This is a genomic window from Flammeovirga sp. EKP202 (assembly GCF_014534745.1).
Classification (GTDB): domain Bacteria; phylum Bacteroidota; class Bacteroidia; order Cytophagales; family Flammeovirgaceae; genus Flammeovirga.
Genome location: NZ_JACVVP010000001.1, coordinates 117,650 through 140,410, shown reverse-complemented (window position 1 = coordinate 140,410; position 22,761 = coordinate 117,650). Strand labels below are relative to the sequence as shown.

At 30.7% G+C, this 22,761-nt stretch carries 19 protein-coding genes; 2 read left to right on the top strand and 17 right to left on the bottom strand.

All coding sequences use genetic code 11. The features are described 5' to 3' along the window. Positions 1 to 138 precede the first annotated feature (138 nt). The 3 genes from IC221_RS00605 to IC221_RS00595 all read right to left on the bottom strand — a co-directional run bounded on the left by IC221_RS00605 (position 139) and on the right by IC221_RS00595 (position 3,104). On the bottom strand, positions 139 to 1,164 hold the full coding sequence (locus tag IC221_RS00605; RefSeq protein ID WP_188167117.1) for a rod shape-determining protein: 1,026 nt from the start codon (positions 1,162 to 1,164) through the stop codon (positions 139 to 141). 284 nt (positions 1,165 to 1,448) lie between these two features. Continuing rightward, positions 1,449 to 2,114: a carboxypeptidase-like regulatory domain-containing protein gene (locus IC221_RS00600; protein ID WP_082026733.1), complete on the bottom strand. Its 666-nt coding sequence runs from the start codon at positions 2,112 to 2,114 to the stop codon at positions 1,449 to 1,451. Between the two features lie 315 nt (positions 2,115 to 2,429). Next, positions 2,430 to 3,104 carry a hypothetical protein gene (locus IC221_RS00595; protein ID WP_188167116.1) on the bottom strand — a complete coding sequence of 225 codons (675 nt, stop codon included), beginning with the start codon at positions 3,102 to 3,104 and terminating at the stop codon, positions 2,430 to 2,432. A 449-nt stretch (positions 3,105 to 3,553) separates the two neighbouring features. On the opposite strand from IC221_RS00595, the gene atpD reads away from it, so the two are divergent. Next, the gene (gene atpD, locus IC221_RS00590; RefSeq protein WP_188167115.1) at positions 3,554 to 5,059 is read left to right on the top strand and encodes a F0F1 ATP synthase subunit beta; all 1,506 of its coding nucleotides are present in this window, start codon (positions 3,554 to 3,556) and stop codon (positions 5,057 to 5,059) included. Between the two features lie 147 nt (positions 5,060 to 5,206). Next, positions 5,207 to 5,452 carry a F0F1 ATP synthase subunit epsilon gene (locus IC221_RS00585; RefSeq protein WP_188167114.1) on the top strand — a complete coding sequence of 82 codons (246 nt, stop codon included), beginning with the start codon at positions 5,207 to 5,209 and terminating at the stop codon, positions 5,450 to 5,452. A gap of 801 nt (positions 5,453 to 6,253) precedes the next feature. Here the strand turns inward: IC221_RS00585 and IC221_RS00580 are convergent. From IC221_RS00580 to IC221_RS00515, 14 genes are all read right to left on the bottom strand, one after another. Continuing rightward, positions 6,254 to 7,633 (bottom strand): undecaprenyl-phosphate glucose phosphotransferase, encoded by a 1,380-nt coding sequence (locus IC221_RS00580; protein WP_188167113.1) that lies wholly within the window; start codon positions 7,631 to 7,633, stop codon positions 6,254 to 6,256. A gap of 63 nt (positions 7,634 to 7,696) precedes the next feature. Continuing rightward, positions 7,697 to 8,374, bottom strand: a complete 678-nt coding sequence (locus tag IC221_RS00575) for a WecB/TagA/CpsF family glycosyltransferase (protein WP_188167112.1) — start codon at positions 8,372 to 8,374, stop codon at positions 7,697 to 7,699. Next, positions 8,334 to 9,485: an O-antigen ligase gene (locus IC221_RS00570; protein ID WP_188167111.1), complete on the bottom strand. Its 1,152-nt coding sequence runs from the start codon at positions 9,483 to 9,485 to the stop codon at positions 8,334 to 8,336. The genes IC221_RS00575 and IC221_RS00570 overlap by 41 nt, the downstream gene beginning before the upstream one ends. Before the next feature lie 13 nt (positions 9,486 to 9,498). Then, complete coding sequence (locus tag IC221_RS00565) at positions 9,499 to 10,863, bottom strand: hypothetical protein (RefSeq protein WP_223241249.1); 1,365 nt, start codon at positions 10,861 to 10,863, stop codon at positions 9,499 to 9,501. Between the two features lie 3 nt (positions 10,864 to 10,866). Beyond that, entirely contained in the window at positions 10,867 to 11,808 is a 942-nt protein-coding gene (locus IC221_RS00560; protein WP_188167109.1) for a hypothetical protein, read from the bottom strand. A gap of 299 nt (positions 11,809 to 12,107) precedes the next feature. After that, complete coding sequence (locus IC221_RS00555; RefSeq protein ID WP_188167108.1) at positions 12,108 to 13,427, bottom strand: polysaccharide pyruvyl transferase family protein; 1,320 nt, start codon at positions 13,425 to 13,427, stop codon at positions 12,108 to 12,110. Positions 13,428 to 13,433: 6 nt separating this feature from the next. Next, on the bottom strand, positions 13,434 to 14,672 hold the full coding sequence (locus tag IC221_RS00550; RefSeq protein WP_188167107.1) for an oligosaccharide flippase family protein: 1,239 nt from the start codon (positions 14,670 to 14,672) through the stop codon (positions 13,434 to 13,436). Further along, complete coding sequence (locus tag IC221_RS00545) at positions 14,672 to 15,826, bottom strand: acylneuraminate cytidylyltransferase (protein WP_188167106.1); 1,155 nt, start codon at positions 15,824 to 15,826, stop codon at positions 14,672 to 14,674. Before IC221_RS00545 ends, IC221_RS00550 begins: the two co-directional genes overlap by 1 nt. A 75-nt stretch (positions 15,827 to 15,901) precedes the next feature. Next, on the bottom strand, positions 15,902 to 16,774 hold the full coding sequence (locus tag IC221_RS00540) for an N-acetylneuraminate synthase family protein (protein ID WP_188167105.1): 873 nt from the start codon (positions 16,772 to 16,774) through the stop codon (positions 15,902 to 15,904). A 33-nt stretch (positions 16,775 to 16,807) separates the two neighbouring features. Further along, a complete protein-coding gene (locus IC221_RS00535; protein WP_188167104.1) occupies positions 16,808 to 18,208 on the bottom strand; it encodes a nucleotide sugar dehydrogenase in 1,401 nt (466 codons plus the stop codon). A 6-nt stretch (positions 18,209 to 18,214) separates the two neighbouring features. Further along, positions 18,215 to 19,273 carry a hypothetical protein gene (locus tag IC221_RS00530; protein ID WP_188167103.1) on the bottom strand — a complete coding sequence of 353 codons (1,059 nt, stop codon included), beginning with the start codon at positions 19,271 to 19,273 and terminating at the stop codon, positions 18,215 to 18,217. 113 nt (positions 19,274 to 19,386) lie between these two features. Beyond that, on the bottom strand, positions 19,387 to 20,379 hold the full coding sequence (locus IC221_RS00525; RefSeq protein WP_188167102.1) for an SDR family oxidoreductase: 993 nt from the start codon (positions 20,377 to 20,379) through the stop codon (positions 19,387 to 19,389). A gap of 2 nt (positions 20,380 to 20,381) precedes the next feature. Further along, on the bottom strand, positions 20,382 to 21,647 hold the full coding sequence (locus tag IC221_RS00520) for a nucleotide sugar dehydrogenase (protein ID WP_188167101.1): 1,266 nt from the start codon (positions 21,645 to 21,647) through the stop codon (positions 20,382 to 20,384). A 30-nt stretch (positions 21,648 to 21,677) separates the two neighbouring features. After that, positions 21,678 to 22,754, bottom strand: a complete 1,077-nt coding sequence (locus IC221_RS00515; protein WP_188167100.1) for a mannose-1-phosphate guanylyltransferase — start codon at positions 22,752 to 22,754, stop codon at positions 21,678 to 21,680. Positions 22,755 to 22,761 lie beyond the last annotated feature (7 nt).

The window sequence follows — 22,761 nt, the reverse complement described above, 5'->3', positions numbered from 1 at the left end:
AAAAATATAAGGTAAAAAGAGTTTTTAGCTTATCGTAATTATTTCTTTTCCCTTAAATATCATGCAAGATAAAATGAAGATCCGAACAAAAAAAAACGCAATGGAATCTTTCAATTCATCTTGCGTTTTTTTATATAATTAGGTAATCAAAATGGCTTTGTACCTGTTTAATTCCTTTAATACATGCCCCGTTCCTAAAACAACAGCCCTCAATGGATCGTCCGGAACATGCACTGGTAATTTCGTTTTAAGAGAGATTCGTTTATCCAATCCTCTCAATAATGCTCCTCCACCTGTAAGGTGAATTCCTCTATCATAAATATCTGCAGATAATTCTGGTGGAGCAGTTTCTAAGGCTCTCAAAATAGCCTCTTCAATTTTTGAAATAGATTTATCCAAAGCAAATGCAACCTCAGCGTAAGATACATTGATCACTTTTGGAATACCTGTTAGAAGATCTCGACCACGAATTTCATAGTCTTCAGGAGCATCATCTAACTCTGCCAAAGCAGCTCCAACTTCAAACTTAATTTTCTCAGCTGATCGTTCACCAATAAGTAAGTTATGTTGACGGCGCATATAATCTAGAATATCTCTGTTAAAGACATCTCCGGCAGTTCTTACCGATTGATCACAGACAATTCCTGACATTGCAATCACTGCAATCTCTGTCGTTCCGCCTCCAATATCTACTACCATGCTTCCCATAGGCTCCTCAATATTTACACCTATACCAATTGCTGCTGCGATCGGTTCCGGAACCATATATACTTCTTTTGCTCCAGCATGTTCGGCAGAGTCACGAACAGCTCTCTTTTCCACCTCGGTAATTCCCGAAGGAATACAGATGACCATTCTGTGAGAAGGAGTGAAAAATCGTTTTTTAGCATCAGACATTTTAATCAAGCCACGAATCATTTGTTCTGCAGCATGAAAGTCAGCAATTACGCCATCTTTAAGAGGACGAATCGTTTTAATATTCTCGTGCGTTTTCTCATGCATTTGCATGGCCTTTGCACCAAGAGCAATCACTTTTCCAGATTGCCTATCTAATGCAATGATAGAAGGTTCTTCTACCGCAATTTTGCCTTTGGTGAGAATCAGCGTATTTGCTGTTCCTAGATCTATTGCCAGATCACTTGTAAAAAAATCAAAGAAGCCCATTGATACTTTACTCTATTTTCATTATTCAAGATAATTGGTGTAACTGCAGTAAAAAAAATCAAGTTATTAATGGTTTCAATTTGTAACATTTACCCCTATTGCAAGCAAATATTCTCAGTATATTGAAAAGGAAATACAAGACAAATGATCAGTATTTGTCTCACCTATTTTTATTGGTTATCAATACCACCGCTTTAATGAAGCATAATAACCGCCTTATCTACGGCTATAAAAGAAACGGCAAATAATGTACCTATGGTATACTAAATGCCTATAAAATTATGTTATTCTTTTCTTTTAAAGTCACCACGTTTTATGGATTTGATCAAATCACCCCAAGCAAATGGGTTCAGTAAAGGGTTCGCCGTCTCCATAAAATACTGAGTAGCAATTTGATCCGCCCTATAATTCATATAATATTTGTAGTTACCAGTTGCTCCCATTGGCAATGCATTAGACATCATTGTCAATTTCTCCTGGCTTAGATTTTTTTCCATATTCTCCACCCTTTGATCTTTTTGCTCTCCTAATGCTAAGAATGCCTCTTCAAAAATCTCTTTGGTAGGATATGGAAATACTTCAAGCAATGGAAGTTCTGTCACTTCCTCTCTCATTTCTATCAATACAGTAAAACCTAAATCATCTCTTTTAGGAATTACAATTTCTTGTTTTGCAAAACCAACCGAACTCACTACAATAGTATCACCAACTTGTGTTGGCATTGTGAAAAAACCAGCATGATTGGTCACTGTTCCTCTACCTGCTTGTTTAATATAAACGTGAGCTCCAGGTACACCATATGAACTATCTCCTTCAACTACAATACCTGAAAACTGAATTGTGTTTTGTTCTCCTTGGGCGAAAATATCATTAGGCTGTAAAAAGAAAGTAACTACTCCTAGAAATAGTACTACCTTATAATTTAATATTTTTTCAAAAAATTGAATCATTCTCCGTCAATGAATAATTTTGATATGTGATTAAGTTTATCAAATATAACGAAAGCCTCAATACAAAAGGGATGTATTGAGGCTTTTCTTAAAATATTTGTAAATAATTAAGTGAATTCGAGACTTAAGCTTTTCTCTTTAACACTCTTAGTTCTTTTTTAATAACCTAAACCATTCTAAGTCATCGTATTCCTTGTTGTTTCAAAAAAGGTTTTACTTTTTAATGAAACTTGAAAAAATGATTCAATCATTACATGAAATACTTATTCTTAATCAATAGAAGGTTAAAAATGCACTCAAATATATTTTATCCTACTAGTGTCCAGCACTTTCTTCTGCTGATACTGCAGAGGCTAGCATAGATGATTTTATCTTTTCAAACTGTTGCTTTTTAAGGTGCTTTAACTCCATACTTCTTTCTTGTACCCATTTTTCTGGAGAGTATTTTCCTTGTGGATATTTATCCCAATATCCAACGTATTCTAACCCTAATGATTCAAACTCCATTCTAAATTCATCATCAATTAAAATAAAGTTTTCTCTTAGGTTTCTTGCTAACGTTGTTATAGCACTTGGTGTTTGCACCATTTGCTGTTCCATTTCTTCAAAATGCTGCCTTAACTCTTGTTTTTCCAACAATATCTCATTGGCTGTTACTTGAGTCTGAAGCTCTTCCCCACCCCAAAATTCATCATTAGCTGCAAAAACTTCTTTTTGAAGTTGCTCATTCGATGGTCTATTATGCTGTTCAGCTTGTGCTAATGGTCCTGAAGGCCCAAGCATTTGTTTCCAACTTTTGATGTTTTCTTTCTCAGAAATGTTCATACAAACCCATGACTTACCTACATAGGCAGCCCACAAACTCATATCTGTTGGTGTTTCTTGTAGTAGTGACCAAACTTTTGGTTTGTTAAGAGGATCATTTGCATAAGCATTCAATGTTAGAAACGTAAATGCTAGTAATAGATAAAAGGTATTTTTAATCTTCATTTTTCACACAGTAAGTTGCCATTTTGAGTTGTCCATAAACCATACTTTTTGAAAGTATATTTTATTAAACAACGTAAAACGAGTGTTGATTGCTAAGGTAACCTAAAAAATCATGCCTAATTCGATGTAAGTTTTTATAGCAATAGTTCTCAATTATAATAAAGTCTGTTTACAAGAACTAAAACTTACATGTAAATTCCTAATAAATTTTAATCTTGATTAAATATACGCCTTGCAATTAACTCTATTTGGTAAAAAAGGGGGTGAAATTCAAAATTTCAACCGGTATACCATAAAAATTGCAATTAAAATACAATTCTTACACTTAAAATGTCAATAATCTTTGGAATCATTAGATAGTATTATAGTTTTGCATTGAAAATAGTCTTTGAAGTAGTCTTGCTTCGAAGCTTGTGTTTGAATTCATTGATATAATAATAAATACCAAGATGTCAAATATCGGTAAAGTTTCCACAGTCATTGGACCAGTAGTTGACGTCAGCTTCGAAGCAGAAGGATCTACGCTACCTGCGATTTACAATGCTTTGAAGGTGAAGAAATCCAATGGTCAAGAGATCATTTTGGAAGTTCAACAACACCTTGGCGAGGAACGCGTTCGTACAGTAGCGATGGACGGTACAGAAGGTCTTCAGCGTGGTGCTGAAGTACTTGATACAGGCGAGGCTATTGCAATGCCTACAGGTGAAGAAGTTAGAGGTCGTTTATTCAACGTTGTAGGTGAAGCTATTGACGGAATGAAACAACCTTCAGGTAAAACTTCATTACCTATTCACAGGTCTGCTCCTCCATTTGATCAATTAGCAACTTCTACAGAAGTTCTTTATACAGGTATCAAAGTAATTGACTTATTAGAGCCATATACTAAAGGTGGTAAAATTGGTCTTTTCGGTGGTGCCGGTGTAGGTAAAACAGTATTGATCATGGAATTGATCAACAACATCGCAAAGGTATACTCAGGTATTTCTGTATTTGCTGGTGTTGGTGAGCGTACTCGTGAGGGTAACGACCTTCTTCGTGAAATGATCGAATCAGGCGTAATCAAATACGGTAAAGAATTCGAAGAAGACATGGAGAAAGGTGGATGGGACCTTTCTAAAGTAAACGAAGAAGAGCTTGCTCAATCACAAGCAACATTGGTATTCGGTCAAATGAACGAACCTCCAGGTGCTCGTGCTCGTGTAGCTTTATCTGGTCTTACAATTGCAGAGTATTTCCGTGATGGTGAAGGTGAAGGTGAAGGTAGAGATATCTTATTCTTCGTTGACAACATCTTCCGTTTCACACAAGCAGGTTCAGAGGTATCAGCCCTTCTAGGTCGTATGCCTTCAGCCGTAGGTTACCAACCAACGCTTGCTACTGAAATGGGTGCTATGCAAGAGCGTATTACTTCAACTAAGAGAGGATCGATTACTTCAGTACAAGCAGTATATGTACCTGCCGATGACTTAACTGACCCTGCTCCAGCGACAACATTCGCCCACTTAGACGCACAAACAGTATTATCACGTAAGATTACTTCAATGGGTATCTTCCCAGGTGTAGATCCACTTGAGTCATCTTCACGTATCTTATCTCCAGACGTATTAGGAGATGAACACTACAACACTGCTCAACGTGTAAAAGAAACAATCCAACGTTATAAAGAATTACAAGATATCATTGCAATTCTTGGTATGGATGAACTTTCTGAAGAGGATAAGCAGGTAGTAGCAAGAGCTCGTAGAGTTCAACGTTACTTATCTCAGCCATTCCACGTAGCAGAACAATTCTCAGGTATCCCAGGTCTAATCGTAGACATTAAAGATACTATCCGTGGTTTCAACGAAATCTTAGATGGTAAGTGGGATCACCTTCCAGAAGCAGCCTTCATGTTCGTAGGTGCTATCGAAGAAGCAGTAGAAAGAGGTGAGAAAATGCTTGCTGAAGCGAAGTAATTCCTTCACAGCTTAATCATATTCACAAGGCGAGAGTCTAGAGTATTCTCTGATTCTCGCCTTTATTAATTTAGGGAGTAAGAAGTTTATATTTACATAACTACTTCTACCTCTCAAACATAATTTACTTTTATAAATTTATTTATCATGTTTGTTGAATTAATTACTCCTGATAAAAAATATTTTGAAGGTGAAGCTACAGGTGTGAAAGTTCCTGGTATCAACGGGGAATTTGAAATGCTTGATAGACACGCCAACATCATCTCAAGCTTAGCAAAAGGTGATGTTCGTATCGCCAACGGTAAAGATCTTACCACTTTTACTGTTGATGGTGGTACTATTGAGATGCTTGACAACAAACTAGTGATTCTTGCTGAATCAGTAGTAAGCTAAGCTTCATTATAAAGCATTATAATTAAGGACGATTTTTTTCGTCCTTTTTTTATGTTTGAAACTCACTCTTAATACAACCAACGTATTTAATGTAATTCATTTTTTCGACATTAAATCTATAACATAAAAAAACACCTCACTAATTACTTAATGAGGTGAAAACTATACTATTGTATCCTTATATTATTCATAAGGAGAAATAATATCCACAAAATCTTGATTAAAAATTGGCATAGTATCGCTAAAATTGATCATAATTTGTGATTTTATTAGTGAGAAATAGCGTTGTTTTTTTTGAATCGTTAATTGAACAAAATCTTCTGTATACACATGAGCATATACTCATGGCAACAATATGTATAGTTTATTACTAAACACTTATATATCTTTATTTTAAATTAAAATCATCTGAAATAATCACCTTGCAACTAAGATGATTGAAACGTGATACAATTTCCACAACTAATGAAAGATAAAAATCGATTTACTCACATATTTGAGGTTTGTTAACTAAGCATAGAGTAACAAAAAATTGTCTTGCATAAAAAAGAGAAAAATAGTCAAACTTTATTTTAAATGAACCGAGCAGAGTTTTTATACTCTATTTCTTGTTATTATGTTACTTCAATATTAAGGCTTAGAATGTTTATTTACAAATATTCACTAATTTATTTTTAGTAAATTTATGATTTTTACAAGATTGAAAATGATGCAACGTGTTATTGAAAATATTGCAATAAAAAAGCCATAAAATCTTTCAATAATAGACTTATGACTCTTTATAAGGGTTTAAAATATCTCCTAATATGCCTTCTCATCACCATTCACAATTCCTGTTACTGTATCAAAGATAATTTGAACGTCAAACCAAAGACTCCAATTATTAACATAAAACCGATCTAGTTTCACTCTACCTTTCATAGCATAATCATCATTTTCAGTTTCACCTCTGTATCCCCTTGCTTGAGCAAGTCCAGTTATACCTGGCTTCACTAAATGACGAGACATGAACTTTTCCACTACTTTAGAATACTCTTCTGTATGACGTAACATATGAGGCCTAGGACCTACTACAGACATATTACCAATAAATACATTAAAGAATTGAGGTAATTCATCTATTGAAGTCTTTCTGATAAACGCTCCTACTTTAGTTATTCTCATATCTCCTTTAGTCGCTTGCTTGGCATCACTATCAGAATTTACAGCCATAGATCTAAATTTATAGCACCAAAATGCCCTTCCGTCTTTACCTGTTCGTTTCTGTTTAAAAAAGACAGGGCCTTTAGATTCCAATTTGATTATTAGAGTCATCAAAGGAGTTAACCAGGACATTAGTAAAACAATCACAGAAAAAGAAAAAGCTACATCAAAAGCTCTTTTCATTAATTGATTATGCTGATCATCCAATGGAACTGGAGATACATCCAATACAGGAATTTCATCATACCTCTCAAGCGTAATACCTTTAGACGCAAATCCCCTAAAGTCTGTAATCAACTTTACTTTTATCATATGACTTTCTCCCCAATCTATCAACTCTCGAATTAGCTCATAGTCTATATAAGGTATGCAACAGTAAACTTCGTTTACATCATTATTAACAGCAAAAGTTTTAAACTCTGAAAGTTTACCTTTTACATACATTTCCTTTGAATGATCATCAAAGAAGCCTAGGAATCTAAAACCAAATTCAGGATGTACTCTAAAAAACTTTCTTACTTCCACAGCCAAAGGCCCATACCCTAGAACTACTACATTCTTATAACTAAAGCCTTGACGGCGATACATACGGACTGCATAGATACCAATTATCTTAACAGAAAAGATAACAGGAGTCCATATCATATATGTATTTAAAAGAAACTCTCTTGAAACATCAGCAAATTTAATCCCAACCACAAAAGTAGATATAGCCATACCATGCCACACCAAAGCAGAAGCATAGCTTCTTAATACCCTAGTAACTCTTTTAGTCCTTTGAAAGGAATGTGGCTTGATAGATAAAGAAATAATAATCCACGCTAGATTTGCAAAAATCCAGAGCATGGTATACGATTCCTGTTCCAAAGGTGGTTTTATTCTATTAAATTTCAACCAAATAGCAGATATAAAGGCTAAATTGAATATAAGTATGTCTGCTAAAAAGTTAAATGGTTGTAGGTACTTTGATTTGCCCATTATTTATAAATATGCTTCTTTTTCTATACAACAAAAGTAAAAATAATAATATCAAACTCTAATTTATTTTTGTTTATAATAATAAATTAAGTCTTTGAAAAAATAGAAAAAGAATTTCACATAATTTGGAAGTTTTCTCCTAAACTCAGGTTCTGCAAAAATTCTATATGGCATCCTTAAATTTAATCTGTTAATCCATGTTGGGTAATAGTTTAGACTTTCCGACGTTTGATGAATAAACCCTCCACAAGTATAACCAGTTCCATCAAAACCTTTTTTTCTTAAGTTAATTAAAAACTTCTCTTGTAAAGGTGCTCCCATACCGATAACAACAATATCTGGGTTTAAATCAATAATATTCTGGATTGCTCCATCCTCTTTTCCTTTTACATATCCATTTCGATAACCTATAATATTAAGCCCTTTATATTTTTTTTTAATAATATCAATAAACCCTTCTATTGAATTTTGTGTTGAACCAATAAAATAAATTGATTTTGAATCATTAATCGCATCATTAAATACTAGAGGAGCTAAAGAAGTCATATCAAAACTTTTTCTCGTAACATTTTGATTGCAAAAAATATTTAAAAGTTTAACTAACAAAATACCATCGACATAAATGGAATCAATTTCCTTATAGAGAGATATTTTTTTTCTTGCTTCAACATATGAAGCGGGGTTTAAGAAAGTTGTTGTCTTATTTTGTTTTTGTCTGTCTAATATAATCTTTATTATCATTTCTCTCCCATATTAATAATAACGGAACAAATACTGAAAAAAGAATAATCCCCTTTTGCCTATCTAAGAGATTCTCTGTTAAGGAAGATATATTAAATACTAGTATAAAAATAATTAGAAAAAAATTATTTCTTTGATATCCAATATATACATAATACAACATCATGAATATGTAAAGTATTAAACCTAACATCCCAAAGGTAATTGCAATATCAATAAATTGATTGTGAGAATTATACCCTTCTTTATACTCATAACTATTTTTAGGTCTATGCTTTTGTAATGCTTCTTTTTCATTTCCAAAACCATACCCTAACCAAAAACTATCTGAAATAGTTTTCATCCCTGATTTCCAATTCCTGAGCCTTGATTGATCTGATTGTTTTATTATTTCTTGGTTAAACCTATGCCCAAAAGGAGTATACAAAAAGATTAGTGGTAATGAAATAATTAATAATGGTACAACATACTTTATTATCTTTTTCTGTTCTTTTAAAATGTAAAGAACCAATACACCTATTAAGTTTAGCACTCCCATCTTAGACCCTAAAAAAAGAAGTATTATTAAAGAAAATAAAAAATATGAATATAAATACTTATTACGTATTTTAATAAAATACATCGCTAAAAGGGAAGTTATTAGATACAAAGCATAATATGGAATATGTATATTAGTATATAATAATGTAACATTCCTAAGAGTCATTTCCCTTTCTAATAACATATATTTAATTAGTACAAATATACCTATACACAAAGTTGATATTGAAAAAGTAATTAACAATCTATTAAATACTAATTTTGATAAATTAATATTATTTAAAAATAAAGGGAAAATCACAAGAGGAAGCAGAGGATAAACTAAATCATAAGCTTTTACCAAAAAGTCTCCTTCAAAATAAGTCCCAAATGATATTACATGAACAATAAAAAAAAGAAATAAAGGTAAGTATTGACTTCTAAAAATTAAATCACCTATTGATTTAGGAAAAAAAAGAACAAATAAAAGAACTAGAATAAATGAAATATTTGTGTAAGCGAATCCCCAAGGTAATGATATTACTGTATTTATTACAAGTATTTCACCTATCTTTTGTTTAGATAAAGTCATTATTTAAATCAATTCATTTTTTATTCAATGTAAAACCAAGAATAAACATTGATAACCCTATAGCATAAGGAGAAAATGCTTCTTCTTGAAAAATTCCTAAAAAGAAAATTAACACTGATAATACAACAATATATTCTCTTTCTATTGGAAGAACGTTCCTACTCTTTTCTAAAATCGTATACAAAGTGTAAGTGTATACAGTTCCTAGAATACCAAGACTACTAATCAATACTCCATATACACTCTCACTACCATTTTGAAATCGAGTCCAATAACCTAAATCTGGTAATGATACACCATCCCAACTTGTCAATGCTACATTAGACAAATTACCACTAAACCCTAAACCATTACCTAAAGTAAAAATATATTTCAAACCTGCTACAAACCCTACTATATGTTCATTATGCATTAAATATCCTGTAATAATGGTTAATAACCAAAATAAAGTCATAATAAGCATAGTCAATGAATATGAGTTGCTTTCTCTTAATTTATTAAAAAGTACGAATGTAAAATATAGAATTATTGCACCTTTAGAACTTACAATAAATAATGCAATTACAAAAAATAAGAAGGTTACCTTTTTATTCTCATTATAATATATATAAAGAGATATAATAGTAATAAAGTAACTTACAGAAATCATACTTTTGATTAAAGAACTAACTCTAACCAATTTCGGAAAAATTGACAGATTTAAAAAATAGTTCCTTTTGTGGAACGAAATCAAATCACCTAGATTTAATACTCCTTTTTTTATTTTAAAATAGTCTAACTCATTCAATAAATAAGTAGTGAATTTAGGAAAAAGAAATTGACATATTCCTACAATTACAATTGCGAACAACATTATTTTTAACTGTTGTTTAACAAAGTTTTCTTCAATATCTTGAAAGAACAAACCACATATAAAAAAAATAATGGGTATCAAAAATAACCTTAAATAAGCTAAGCTAGGATTTAAACCATATTGATAAGTACCAAAAACAAAATAAATAGCTAGAAGGGTTACAAGAGATATTATTTTAAAAACAAAAATTTTATTTTGTTTTTTTAAGAGCAAATATAGGATAGAAATAAATACTGGAATTAAAATATTTAACCCATGCAAAAACTTAAACAAGCCCTTATTTATAAGTAAGTTGTAACTGAATATTGATATGAAATAGTTTTGAAAAAAAACAAAATACATAAAATAAGCTAAAAGTATTTTATTTTTCATACTAACTTTCAATGATACAATTATTAGTAATGTAAAAAAGAAACCAATAAAAAATGATTTAGAGTAAAGAAAAAAATTAGAAACACATAAAATTATTGCTATTATTTGATAATAAAAAAAATTATGTTTTGCACTTGATACTATAGCTTTCATTTGTTACTCATTCTCTCTTAAGAAGTTATAAAACCTTGAATAATCTTCATTTTGAACTAAATTACTTGTAGGTATATTTATAGAATTAATACTTTGTAAATAAGCCATTGAAGTACTATTTTGATGATACACAGTGATATCATTATTATTAGATTTCAATTCAATTAAAATAAATTCCAACAAATTTGGTGTATTTAAAATATAAATATCCGAACTATCAAAATCTAAGTGCTCTTTAATATGGGGATGAGGTTTAATAATAAAAATATCACCATTTCGCATTTGACTCACAATTGTTTGTATTATAGTATAATCAATAGTCCAAGTCGTCGCGTAAAAAAATACTTTTTTATTCTTTATACTCTTTATGTAAGAATCTGTAGAAAATATTTTATCAAAGAGTATTCTATTTTTTAATAAATTCTCTTCAAATGAGGAATCAAAATTTACCAGTTCTGCTGTATATCCCAATTGATTATTTTCTTTTGCATAAAAATTTGGATAATAAACAATTAATTGAGAACATAAAGGTGATTGACCAATTCCTCTACCAGAGCCGAATAAATTAACAATAAATTCTTTAAATTGAGATCTAAACCCATCTACTTTCTGCGTTGGTCTATAAGTTCCATAACCTTCCTCATAAACTCTCAACTTCTCAAATGATAAAAATTTTAAAAAGAAATAATCAATGCCATGATCACGATCTAAATAAAGAAATCTTATTTTTTTATTTATTAATGATATATAAGCACTTCTCCTACTTTCAAAAAAAGTAATAGAATTCCAATAAGAGTCATATTCTTTGATTTTATTATAATAAAGCTTCGCATTAAAAAAGTTACCTATAATGATTAATTCATCAGTATTGTTTATTTTTTTAGATACTAAATTTTTAATATTTAAATATTGCAAAGGTTTTGAAAAAATATAAATATCAATCATAAATTTTAAATGTAAACCACGGTAATCGCTGAACTTTATTAGTTACAAGTTATACTAATAAAAATACAATTCCATATGATACAAATGAAACTTTAACAGCTCCTTCTATTACATATATACCAACAACAGTAGTATGATAATGAAAAATGCATTATTGCAATTATTAAGGCAACCATAGATAGCAGATATACCCTTTTAGAATAACGAATCAGTAAAACTAAATACATTACTCAAAAAAACTTATAATCAAATATTAATCTAAGAATCCCTTTATTTAGTTATTTTTATATCATAAACTTTTAAGTCAAAATATTAGAATAAAAATCTAGTATACTCTTTTGTATATTATCTACTTTCTTTTTTATCTTAGGTCTTAAAACAGGCTCTACACTTATCAAATATTCAACATACTCTGCTACTTTAACATATTCCGTGTCTAAATATTCCACAGCAAAGTTAGGTTCATTTTCAAACCCCATAAAATCCTGTAAACTTCTTGTTTTATGTGAGTTTGATGTAAAAGCTACAACAGGTGTACCACTTACCATAGTAAGAATCATTGGATGATATCTCCCAGAAATATAGCACTTTGATAAAGACATGATGTCAATTGCCATTTGAGTAGGTGTTTCAACTGGTAAAATAGGTAGCTGATTTTTCGATGACAAGAGTCTCATAAAATTATCTCCCAAACAGGGTTCAGATAATACTACTTGAATACCTTTTCTCTGTAATTCATCTATCAATAATTGAAATGATAGTATTGGATTATATCCTTTAGGTAAACCAGGTTTTGTCAGTCTAGAACTTCCCCCAATAATTACAAAATCTTTTGACAAATCCACATTCTCCCAGTAGTTTTTATTACCAGAAAAAACATCTAAATAACCTTTATTATGTATAGATATCTCAGTAATAAAGGCTGACTTTGATGAATGATAGATAAAAGCTGCATCAGGTAAAAAGCTTACTTTTAAATTTAAATTCAAATCATTAAAATACTTAAGGCTTAATTCATCTCTAAATACTATTTCATCAAAGTGAGGATAATAAAATTTTGATAATTCAATGAGATCATTAGATTTAGGATCAAACATGTGATTGATCATATAAACCTTTTTATTAAATAGAGTTTTAGCAATATATAAGAGAAATAAATTATATTTTCCTTTTCTCTCATCAGCATAAACAGATCCTTCTCCATTGCATATTACTAAATCAGCATTCATTATAGCATTAACCTCTTTCTGCAGAATTTTTTTATTTTTAACTAGTTTTACAAAAGTATTCACCTCAGTAGCTTTATGAGGTACACTATCTTTATAAAAAAAAGGTTTAAATAAAGGACTAAAAATAACTGCTAGTAATCTCTTAATATTTTTCTTCCACCTAACATTTGAATGTCCTGGATAAAAGTTATATATACGATCAAATAATGGTATATTCTTAAAATGATAATAAGGTTGATAAAAATGAATATCTTTTAACCCTACGGTATCAAACTCTACGTCTTGATTACTTATTGATTTTTTTATTATATCAGTTAATGCCGCACTCGTTGCTCTACAACCCCAATTTGAATCATCTCTATTATCTGATATCAAAAATATTTTTTTCATTAAGATTTATTTTAATAATAGTAAGTAATAAGAATTCAATTTTTTATTTAAAGTAGTCCCTAATATTGTTGAATAAAATTGACTACAAATCGTTGCTATTATAGCACCATAAATATGGTATATTGGAATTAATATAAAATTTAATATAATATTTATGATACAACTAGTAAATATAACTATCGTATTTTCTCTCGTACCTCCAAATAAACTTAGATGTTCAACTTTCAAAATTCCAATAGCTAAAATTATTATATTAATCGATTTTAACTTTAAATATTTTGAAGCCTCCCAAAATTCAGAGCTATATACATTTTCAATAACAAAGGAAGAGAACAAGAATACACCTACAATAATTACAAAACTAAATAATAATGCATATTTTACCTTTTTTTTTATGTAGTTTTTATATTCTATCTTATTATTCTGTAGAAGAATCATTTTAGGGAAAATAGAATTTTTTGCTATACCTATCCAGATAATACCTAGAGCATAAAACCTATCAGCTACTTGATAAACACCGACAGAACTCATTCCCAACATTTCCCCTATCATAAGCTTATCTAGCTGAGAATAAATAATAAATGATAATGTAGCTAACCATAAATATTTACCCTCATTAAGAGTATTGATTAGAGTTTTATCACGAGTTAATTTAATATCTTCAACACTTTTAAAATACTTACGTGAGAGTAATATTACTCTCAATATAGATCCTAAAATTGTTATTATTATTATAGATTTTAACGAATATGATAAACTAAGAATAATATATTGAAATACACCTACAAATAAATTAGAAATAACAGATATTTTTACAGTTAAACTAGATAACAATTTAAACTCATAAAATACCTCTATAACAGAAGAAATACTAAGAATAAAAGCATTAATAAGAAATAATAAAATATAAATATTGAGCTTATCAAAACCATTCAAATAATAGGTATATAAATAGTAAATGACTACTATTATAAAACTAATTGCAATTCTAAAGAAAGTAAACTTAAAAAGTTGATTTATATGATCCTTTCCCTTTGAGAATTTTTTTTTTATAATCTTGTTATTTAATACCTCTAAAATAACAGGTACAAACGCACAAATTGATATTGCATAAGCATACTTCCCATATAACTCAGATGAATATTCATTAGCTATTTTAACACTTATTGTAAATTGTACTAATACTATAACTACTTTATCTAAAAATAACCATAGCATGTTTTTATAGATATTTATATCTCTCATTAATTTTTGAAATTATAAAGATCTATAAATTCTCTAACAACTCCCTCTCCTCCTTTTTTAGTTAATATATTAATTAAAGGAATCGATTTAATTTTACCTAAAGCATTACTAGGACATGCCGCTAATCCCACATTTGATAACAGTTCAAAACAATTAATATCATCCCCAATATAAGCTACTTCATCAAGAGTAATACCTAACTCTTTACAAATAGTTTTAGCAGCGTTTAGTTTTCCCCCATGCTCCTGACCTTGATAAAGAAAGTCAACTTTCATTTTTTTTGCTCTTCTTTCAACAATTTTTGTATTTTCAGAAGTAATAATCCCTGTCTTGATACCTTTTTCTCTCAATAGCTGGAAAGCCATACCATCATGGGTATTAAATTTTTTCAATTCATCTCCTGTTTCAGAATAGTACATCCCCGCATCTGTCAGTACTCCATCAACATCTGACAAAAAGAGTTTTATTTGTTTTTTCTGTTTTTTTAAGATATACTTTTCCATTAAATGCTCTGCAATAAACCAGTCATCTGGCTCGTCTATTTCAGTCATTGTGTATTCTGGCATCTCATAAACTTCAATATCACCATTCAATCTATTTTGAAATTCAATAATATTTCTAACGGTATTAATATAAAACGCTCCATTTTCTATTAAAGTACCCTCAAAATCTTGGCGTCTAGGTCTATGATTATAATCATAATTCAAGGGGTCTCCCTTTTTAGACCAAAAAAAACGTTTCACACAAGAACATGACAGCAATGAATCTTTATTAGACTCTTCTAATTGTTTCATTCCATTATCTAAATCAATTGATTGTAAAAAGGGAGATGTAGCTTGTATCAGAATAAGATTATCCTCTTTATTTAAAGATGCTTTTTTGATATATTCTAACATCACACTTTCTGTCGATGATGTGTCTTGTGCATTCTCATTATCTCTTTTATATACCTTTAGTTTACTGAAATTAAATCCCTTAACAGTAGATATAATTTCATCTGAATCAGTTGCAATAATAACCTCATCTATAACATTTGAATTTTGAGCAGCTTGTGCTGTCCAATAAACTAAAGGTTTATTACAAAAAGGTTTTATATTTTTTAAAGGTATAGATTTACTACCTCCTCTAACAGGAATAAAAGCAATTGTTTTCATATTATTTTAAATAAAAGAAAGTAACATTAATAATTAATATTAATGTTACTTCTAATAAATTACTAAAGCTTTATCTTAAGCTTGTCTATATTTCAATTTTTCACGTTGAACTTGTTCAATCGGAAGAACTTCTGTTGACTTGAATGTTAGTGATTGATGCGTAGCTTTTAAGTCTCTGCAAAGTTTCATCAGACCAGTAACTTCTAATGAAGCAGCATGATCTGTTCCTTTCCAAGTACGATCTTTAGTGAAATGACGTTCTACCCATGATGCACCTAATGTATAAGCAGCCATATCAATAGCAATACCTAAATGATGACCAGAGAAACCAATTTCTTTTACTCGATCACCAAATTCATTTACTAAATTGGAAATTTCTAAAAGACAAACATCTTCAAAAGGTACAGGGTAACCAGAAGTACAGTTGTAAACTACTAATCTTTCCTTTGCAGCTCCTGTTTCCTCAAAAAACTCAATAATTTGTTTTATTTCGTCTTTTTTAGTCATACCTGTCGATACATGTACCTCACCTGTATACTCATCTCGTAATATTTTCATCATTTCAAAATGATTATTACAAGCTGAAGGTACTTTAATTAAAGTAGGATTGATTCCTACAATTTCTTTTGCAGATGTTACATCCCATACCGATGTAGAGTATTCAATTCCAATCAAATCACAATACTCTTTTAATTCTTGATGTTGTTCTTTAGTAAATTCTAAATATTCTCTATGAGCACCATATGTATCTCCATACGAGTTTCTAGGATTGGGGTGAGGGGCATTGTACTGTTCCTCTGTTAACAACTCTTTATTTGTCCTTTTTTGGAACTTGGCTACATCTGCTCCAGATAATTTGGATAAATCAATAAGTTCTTTAGCTATATCCATTTTTCCCATGTGATTACATCCTATTTCGGATATAACTTTTGGTTTTTTATATTCCATTATAAATTATATTAAAGAAGTTTCAATAGATCTTTACCTACCAATTTGATAAATATTAAAACCTATTTTTTTTAAATTATTATTGTCTAAAATATTTCTACCATCAAAAATATTTGCAGGTTTCAATACCTTAGAATATATTTCTGTCCAATTGTACTCTTTAAACTCATCCCATTCTGTTAAAACAGCAATAGCATGTGCCTTATCAACCGCTTCAAAAGGATTATTTACAATTTTAACTCTTGAACGTATGTACTCAGAAGAGTGATTATTTAAAAATTCTAAATCAGCATACACTCTTTCTTCTGTTACTTTAGGATCGTACACCACAATTTCAGCTTCTTCATCCAGTAAATGATCTGCTACATAAATCGCTGCCGATTCACGTGTATCGTTAGTATCTTTTTTAAATGCCCAACCAAAGAATGCTATCTTTTTTCCTGAAACGGTATTATAAGATTCTTTTATAATACGATCTGCAAATCGCCTTTTCTGATAGTCATTTAATTGAATCACTTGATCCCAATATTCTGCAACTTCATCTAACCCATATGATTTTGCAATATAAACTAGGTTTAAGACATCCTTTTGGAAACACGACCCACCAAAACCTACTGAAGATTTTAAGAATTTTGGTCCAATTCTGCTATCCATTCCAATTGCTCTCGCAATTTCGTCAACATCAGCCTCTGTTTTCTCACATAATGCAGACATAGCATTGATTGATGAAATTCGTTGAGCTAAAAATGCATTTGCAGTTAACTTAGATAATTCAGAAGACCACACATTTGTTTGTAAAACACGCTCTTTTGGCACCCATGCTTCATAGACTGATGATAGTGTATCTTTTGCTATCTGTCCTGATTCTGTATTATCTCCACCAATTAGTACTCTATCAGGGTTCAATAAATCCTCAATAGCTGTACCTTCAGCTAAGAATTCAGGGTTTGAAAGAATTTCAAAATTAAAACCACTTTCAGAGTTAGATAAAATATCAGAGAGTGCTTCTGCTGTTCTTACAGGTAAAGTTGATTTTTCTACAACAATTTTATCCCTTTGTGCTACTCTAGCAATTTGACGTGCACAAAGTTCAATATATTTTAAATCTGCAGCTTGACCTTTTCCTTTACCATACGTTTTTGTAGGTGTATTTACAGAAATAAAAATCATATCTGCATCTTTAATGCCTTGATCTACATCAGTTGAGAAGAAAAGGTTTTTTCCTCTTGTTTGTTCCACTACCTCAGCCAACCCAGGCTCATAAATAGGTAACTTATCCAAATCAGCATCATTCCAATCTTTAATACGATGCTCATTAATGTCAACTATGTTTACTCTTATATTAGGATTTTTCAGAGCAATTACTGCCATTGTTGGTCCACCAACGTAGCCCGCACCAATACAACAAATGTTTTTAATTTCTTTTTTTTTCATAACAGATTAATTTTTCAAATTAGCTTTGGATTTTAAGTAAGTGTTAATGTCTGTTAGAATAGCAAAAGCAATAATACATATAAAACCTATAAGCATTCCTAAAGCTGTCTTGCCTTTTGCTGATAAAGAAACGGTATAGAACTCAGAGAATCTATTAACAAATTCTACAGGTTGTAATAACGATAATTTCCTTGTAATTTCAGCAATACTATCATCAGCCTCTCTACTTTTCTGCATTGCCTCAAAGGCCAGTTCACCACTTTGCCTAATATAACTATCCTGTTGTTGATCATTGGACATTACTAACACACTTGGACTATTACGTTGCATTTTACCTTTCTGTATTAGTTCTCCTTGTGAATCTAGAATCTTTTTATAAGCTTGATTGTATTCTTGTAACTCTTTCTTCTCAAGTGTGATTGTTTCTGATTTTATTAATAAATTTTGTTTGTATACCTCTAAGTTTTTTTTGATATAAACATTATTATTAAAATAGTATTCAAAACCTTGTTGGATAACCTGTTTTGTAATATTCGCATCATCAGAACTGACAACTATTTCAAAACGAGTTTCATTATCATAGCTATCAATTAACATTGAATCTGCAATATGAGTATCCTCTATAGCTCCATATTTATATAAATGGAAATACCCCTTCGCTGTTATTTCAGAAAGAAACTCAGCATTTTCAATAGGAATATTTAATGCTTTAGCAAGCATTGGTCTTCCTTCATCAGTGCATAATGCATTCAACTCACTTATTTCTGTAATAAAATCAACTCCCTTTAAAAACCTTGAATTAACAGTCGCTTTAGAGGAGTAAAATTTCGATGTATTCTTTGACATATATCCTAAAATACCTCCAATAACTATTGCTAAACCAATTAATATTTTCCACTTGTTGACTATATTGTAAAAGTACAATATGAAATTTAATAACAGTTTACCGAAACCATTTACAAGTGAATTAATCTTATCTCCAATCATTGAGAATAATTCAATTAAATCAATCTCATCAGAATTGGTGGTAGTTTGGCGTTTTAAATTGTTTTTATTTTCTTCCATATAGGTTAGATCTCAAATTTTATAGGTTTGCAAATATACAAGAAGAATTTAAAATTTTCTTTAATAAGAAAATCATAAAACTCACACTCTAAACCATCATTACCTTTGCGATATTATATAAAACCTTTATTCTTAAAGTCTTCATAATACCACTTTGATGCATTTTGCAAACCCTCTCTCACATTAAATTGAGGGTTGTATCCCATCAGTTTTTCTGCTTTTTTTATTGATGCTAATGAATGTCGCACATCACCAGCCCTCTCAGGTCCATAATTAGGTTGTATTCTTACGATATCATTTTTATACTCTTCTAAACACTCTTTTATTAAAGAAAAAAGAGTATTTAAACTAATCCTCTCACCAAAAGCCACATTATAAACTTGATTAATCGAAGCTTGATTTTCAGTAATTGCAGCTTGCTCATTTGCATGAACAACATTGTCGATATATGTAAAATCTCTTGAGGTTTCTCCATCTCCATTAATCGTAGGAGCTTCATTTTTTAATAGAGAAATTACAAATTTTGGAATTACGGCTGCATATGCTCCAAAAGGATCTTGTCTTTTACCAAAAACATTAAAGTATCTTAAACCTATTGTTTCAATACCATACGTTTTCGAAAAAACATCAGCGTATAATTCGTTAACATATTTTGTTACCGCATAAGGCGATAATGGCTTTCCAATTTTATCCTCTTCTTTCGGTAGATCTGGGTGATCTCCATAGGTTGAAGAGCTTGCTGCGTAAATAAATCTTTTAACACCCGCATCCTTTGCCGCTGTAAGCATATTTAAGAATCCTGAAATATTTACTTCATTAGAAGTTATTGGATCATTAATAGAGCGAGGTACAGATCCTAATGCTGCTTGATGGAAAATAATTCCGACACCTTCAACTGCTTTTTGACAATCTTCAATATTTCTAATATCACCTTCTATAAAAGTAAAGTTATCTGCTTTTAAAAATGGTTGGATATTTTCTTTTTTACCTGTTGAAAAATTATCTAGACCAATAATGACATTATCCTGCTCAATAAACTTTTCTAATAGGTTTGAGCCGATAAAACCTGCCACTCCGGTAATCAATATTTTTTTATTCTTAAGCATGATTAGAGGCGATCAGTAATATATTTTTTATCAATAGCACTCTTCACGTCGTAGATTACAGCACCTGTATTGCTCAATGCTTTCCAATCTATTGTTTCTTGAAAAGTCTTATGTGCTACAGCATGAATAACAGCACTATAGTTTTCACCTATTTGTGGAGTCAAATGAATACCATATTCATCAAAAACTTCGTCTTTATCAGCATGTGGATCATAAACTTCTACATCTAAATTGAAAGACTGAAGTTCACGAATTACATCAATTGCTTTTGAGTTTCTAATATCTGGACAATCTTCTTTAAATGTAATTCCAAGCATTAATACTTTAGTGCCTTTTTGAATTGATGCATTTTTCTCCATCATCAAACGAAGCACTTTGTTAGCAACGTGAGCTCCCATACCATCATTAATTCTTCGACCTGCAAGAATTACTTCGGGATGATAACCTAATGATTCTGATTTATAAGTAAGGTAATAAGGATCAACTCCTATACAATGCCCACCAACAAGACCAGGCCTAAAAGGAAGAAAGTTCCATTTTGTACCCGCTGCTTCTAATACATCTAATGTATCAATGCCTACTTTATCAAAGATTTTTGATAATTCATTTACAAATGCAATGTTCAGATCTCTTTGTGAATTTTCAATCACTTTTGCAGCTTCTGCTACTTTAATAGACGATGCTTTATGAGTACCTACCTTTACAACAACTTGGTACATTTTATCAATCTCTTCAGCTATCTCAGGTGTAGAGCCTGATGTAACTTTCATAATATTATGTACTCGATGTACATGGTCTCCTGGATTTATTCTTTCTGGAGAATACCCTGCATAGAAATCTTCATTGAATTGCAATCCACTCACCTTCTCAAGCACTGGCACACACACCTCTTCAGTACACCCTGGGTATACTGTAGACTCGTATACTACTATATTTCCATAAGACAATACTTTTCCAACAGTCTCACTTGCTTTTTTTAGTGGTGTCAGATCAGGTGTTTTATATTCATCTATTGGAGTTGGAACCGTTACGATATAAATATCTACCGATTTTAAATCATCTATGCTTGAAGTATATTGAATAAAACTTTTAGCTTCTTTTAATTCTTCTGAAGAAACTTCCAAAGTATGATCAACACCTTTATTTAACTCTTTTATTCTTTCCGAATTAATATCGAACCCTACTACATTTACCTTTTGTTTGGCAAACTCTGCAGCCAGAGGTAATCCCACATACCCTAAGCCAATGACTCCAATAGTCTTATTCATTATTTGTTAATAGTTTTAGGAATTAAAAAATTAGACAAATTCTTTGCCTTTCTGATCTTTAGCATTGGCTAAAAACTGTTTCACTCTTTGTTCATGATCTTTTTCACAAATCATCAACACATTATCATATTCTGCCACAATGTAATTTTCCAAACCTTGTACAACAACCAACTTTTCTTTTGGTGTCTTTACAATAGTATTAAAGGTTTCATATGACATCACATTACCATGAAGCACATTTTCTTCTTGGTTTTTATCTGCTTGTTCATAGAGAGATTTCCAAGTACCCAAATCAGACCATCCAAAATCTGTCCTCATGACATATACGTTATTCGCATGCTCCATTATACCATAATCAATAGAAATATCTCTACACTGATGATATATTCCATCAATTTTTTGTTCTTCTTCTGAGGTATAGAACGTACCAATAGCACTATTAAACAGTTCATGTACATCTTGAAGATGTGTTTCTATTGCTTTTTTTATTGCTTTGACATTCCAAACAAAAATTCCTGCATTCCAAACAAAGTCACCACTTAATACAAACGCCCTTGCTAATTCTTCATTGGGTTTTTCTGTAAAAGTTTTTACTTTATATAAAACTTCTAACCTTTCATCATTAAGAGCTTGAATATATCCGTATCCTGTATCGGGTCTATTAGGTCGAATACCAAGAGTAACCAAAATATCATGGGAAGCAACGTAGTGTAAAGCTTTTTCAACCCTTAATTGAAATTCTGGAACATCTAAAATTACATGATCAGCTGGTGCTACTACGATATTAGCTTCAGGATCTTTTTCTGCAATCTTATAGGCAGCATAAGCTACACATGGAGCTGTATTTCTTCGACAAGGTTCTAATAAGATCTGATCATCAGAGAGAAATGGTAATTGTTCTTTGGTTATCTCTTTATAATCTTTACTTGTAACTATATAAATATTTTCTTTAGGACATACTCCTTCAAACCGATCTACAGTTTGTTGAATCATTGTACGACCTGTACCTAAAATATCTTGAAATTGCTTTGGTCTTTTTTGTCTACTAAATGGCCAGAATCTACTTCCGATTCCACCAGCCATAATGACCACATAATTATTACTCATTTTCTAT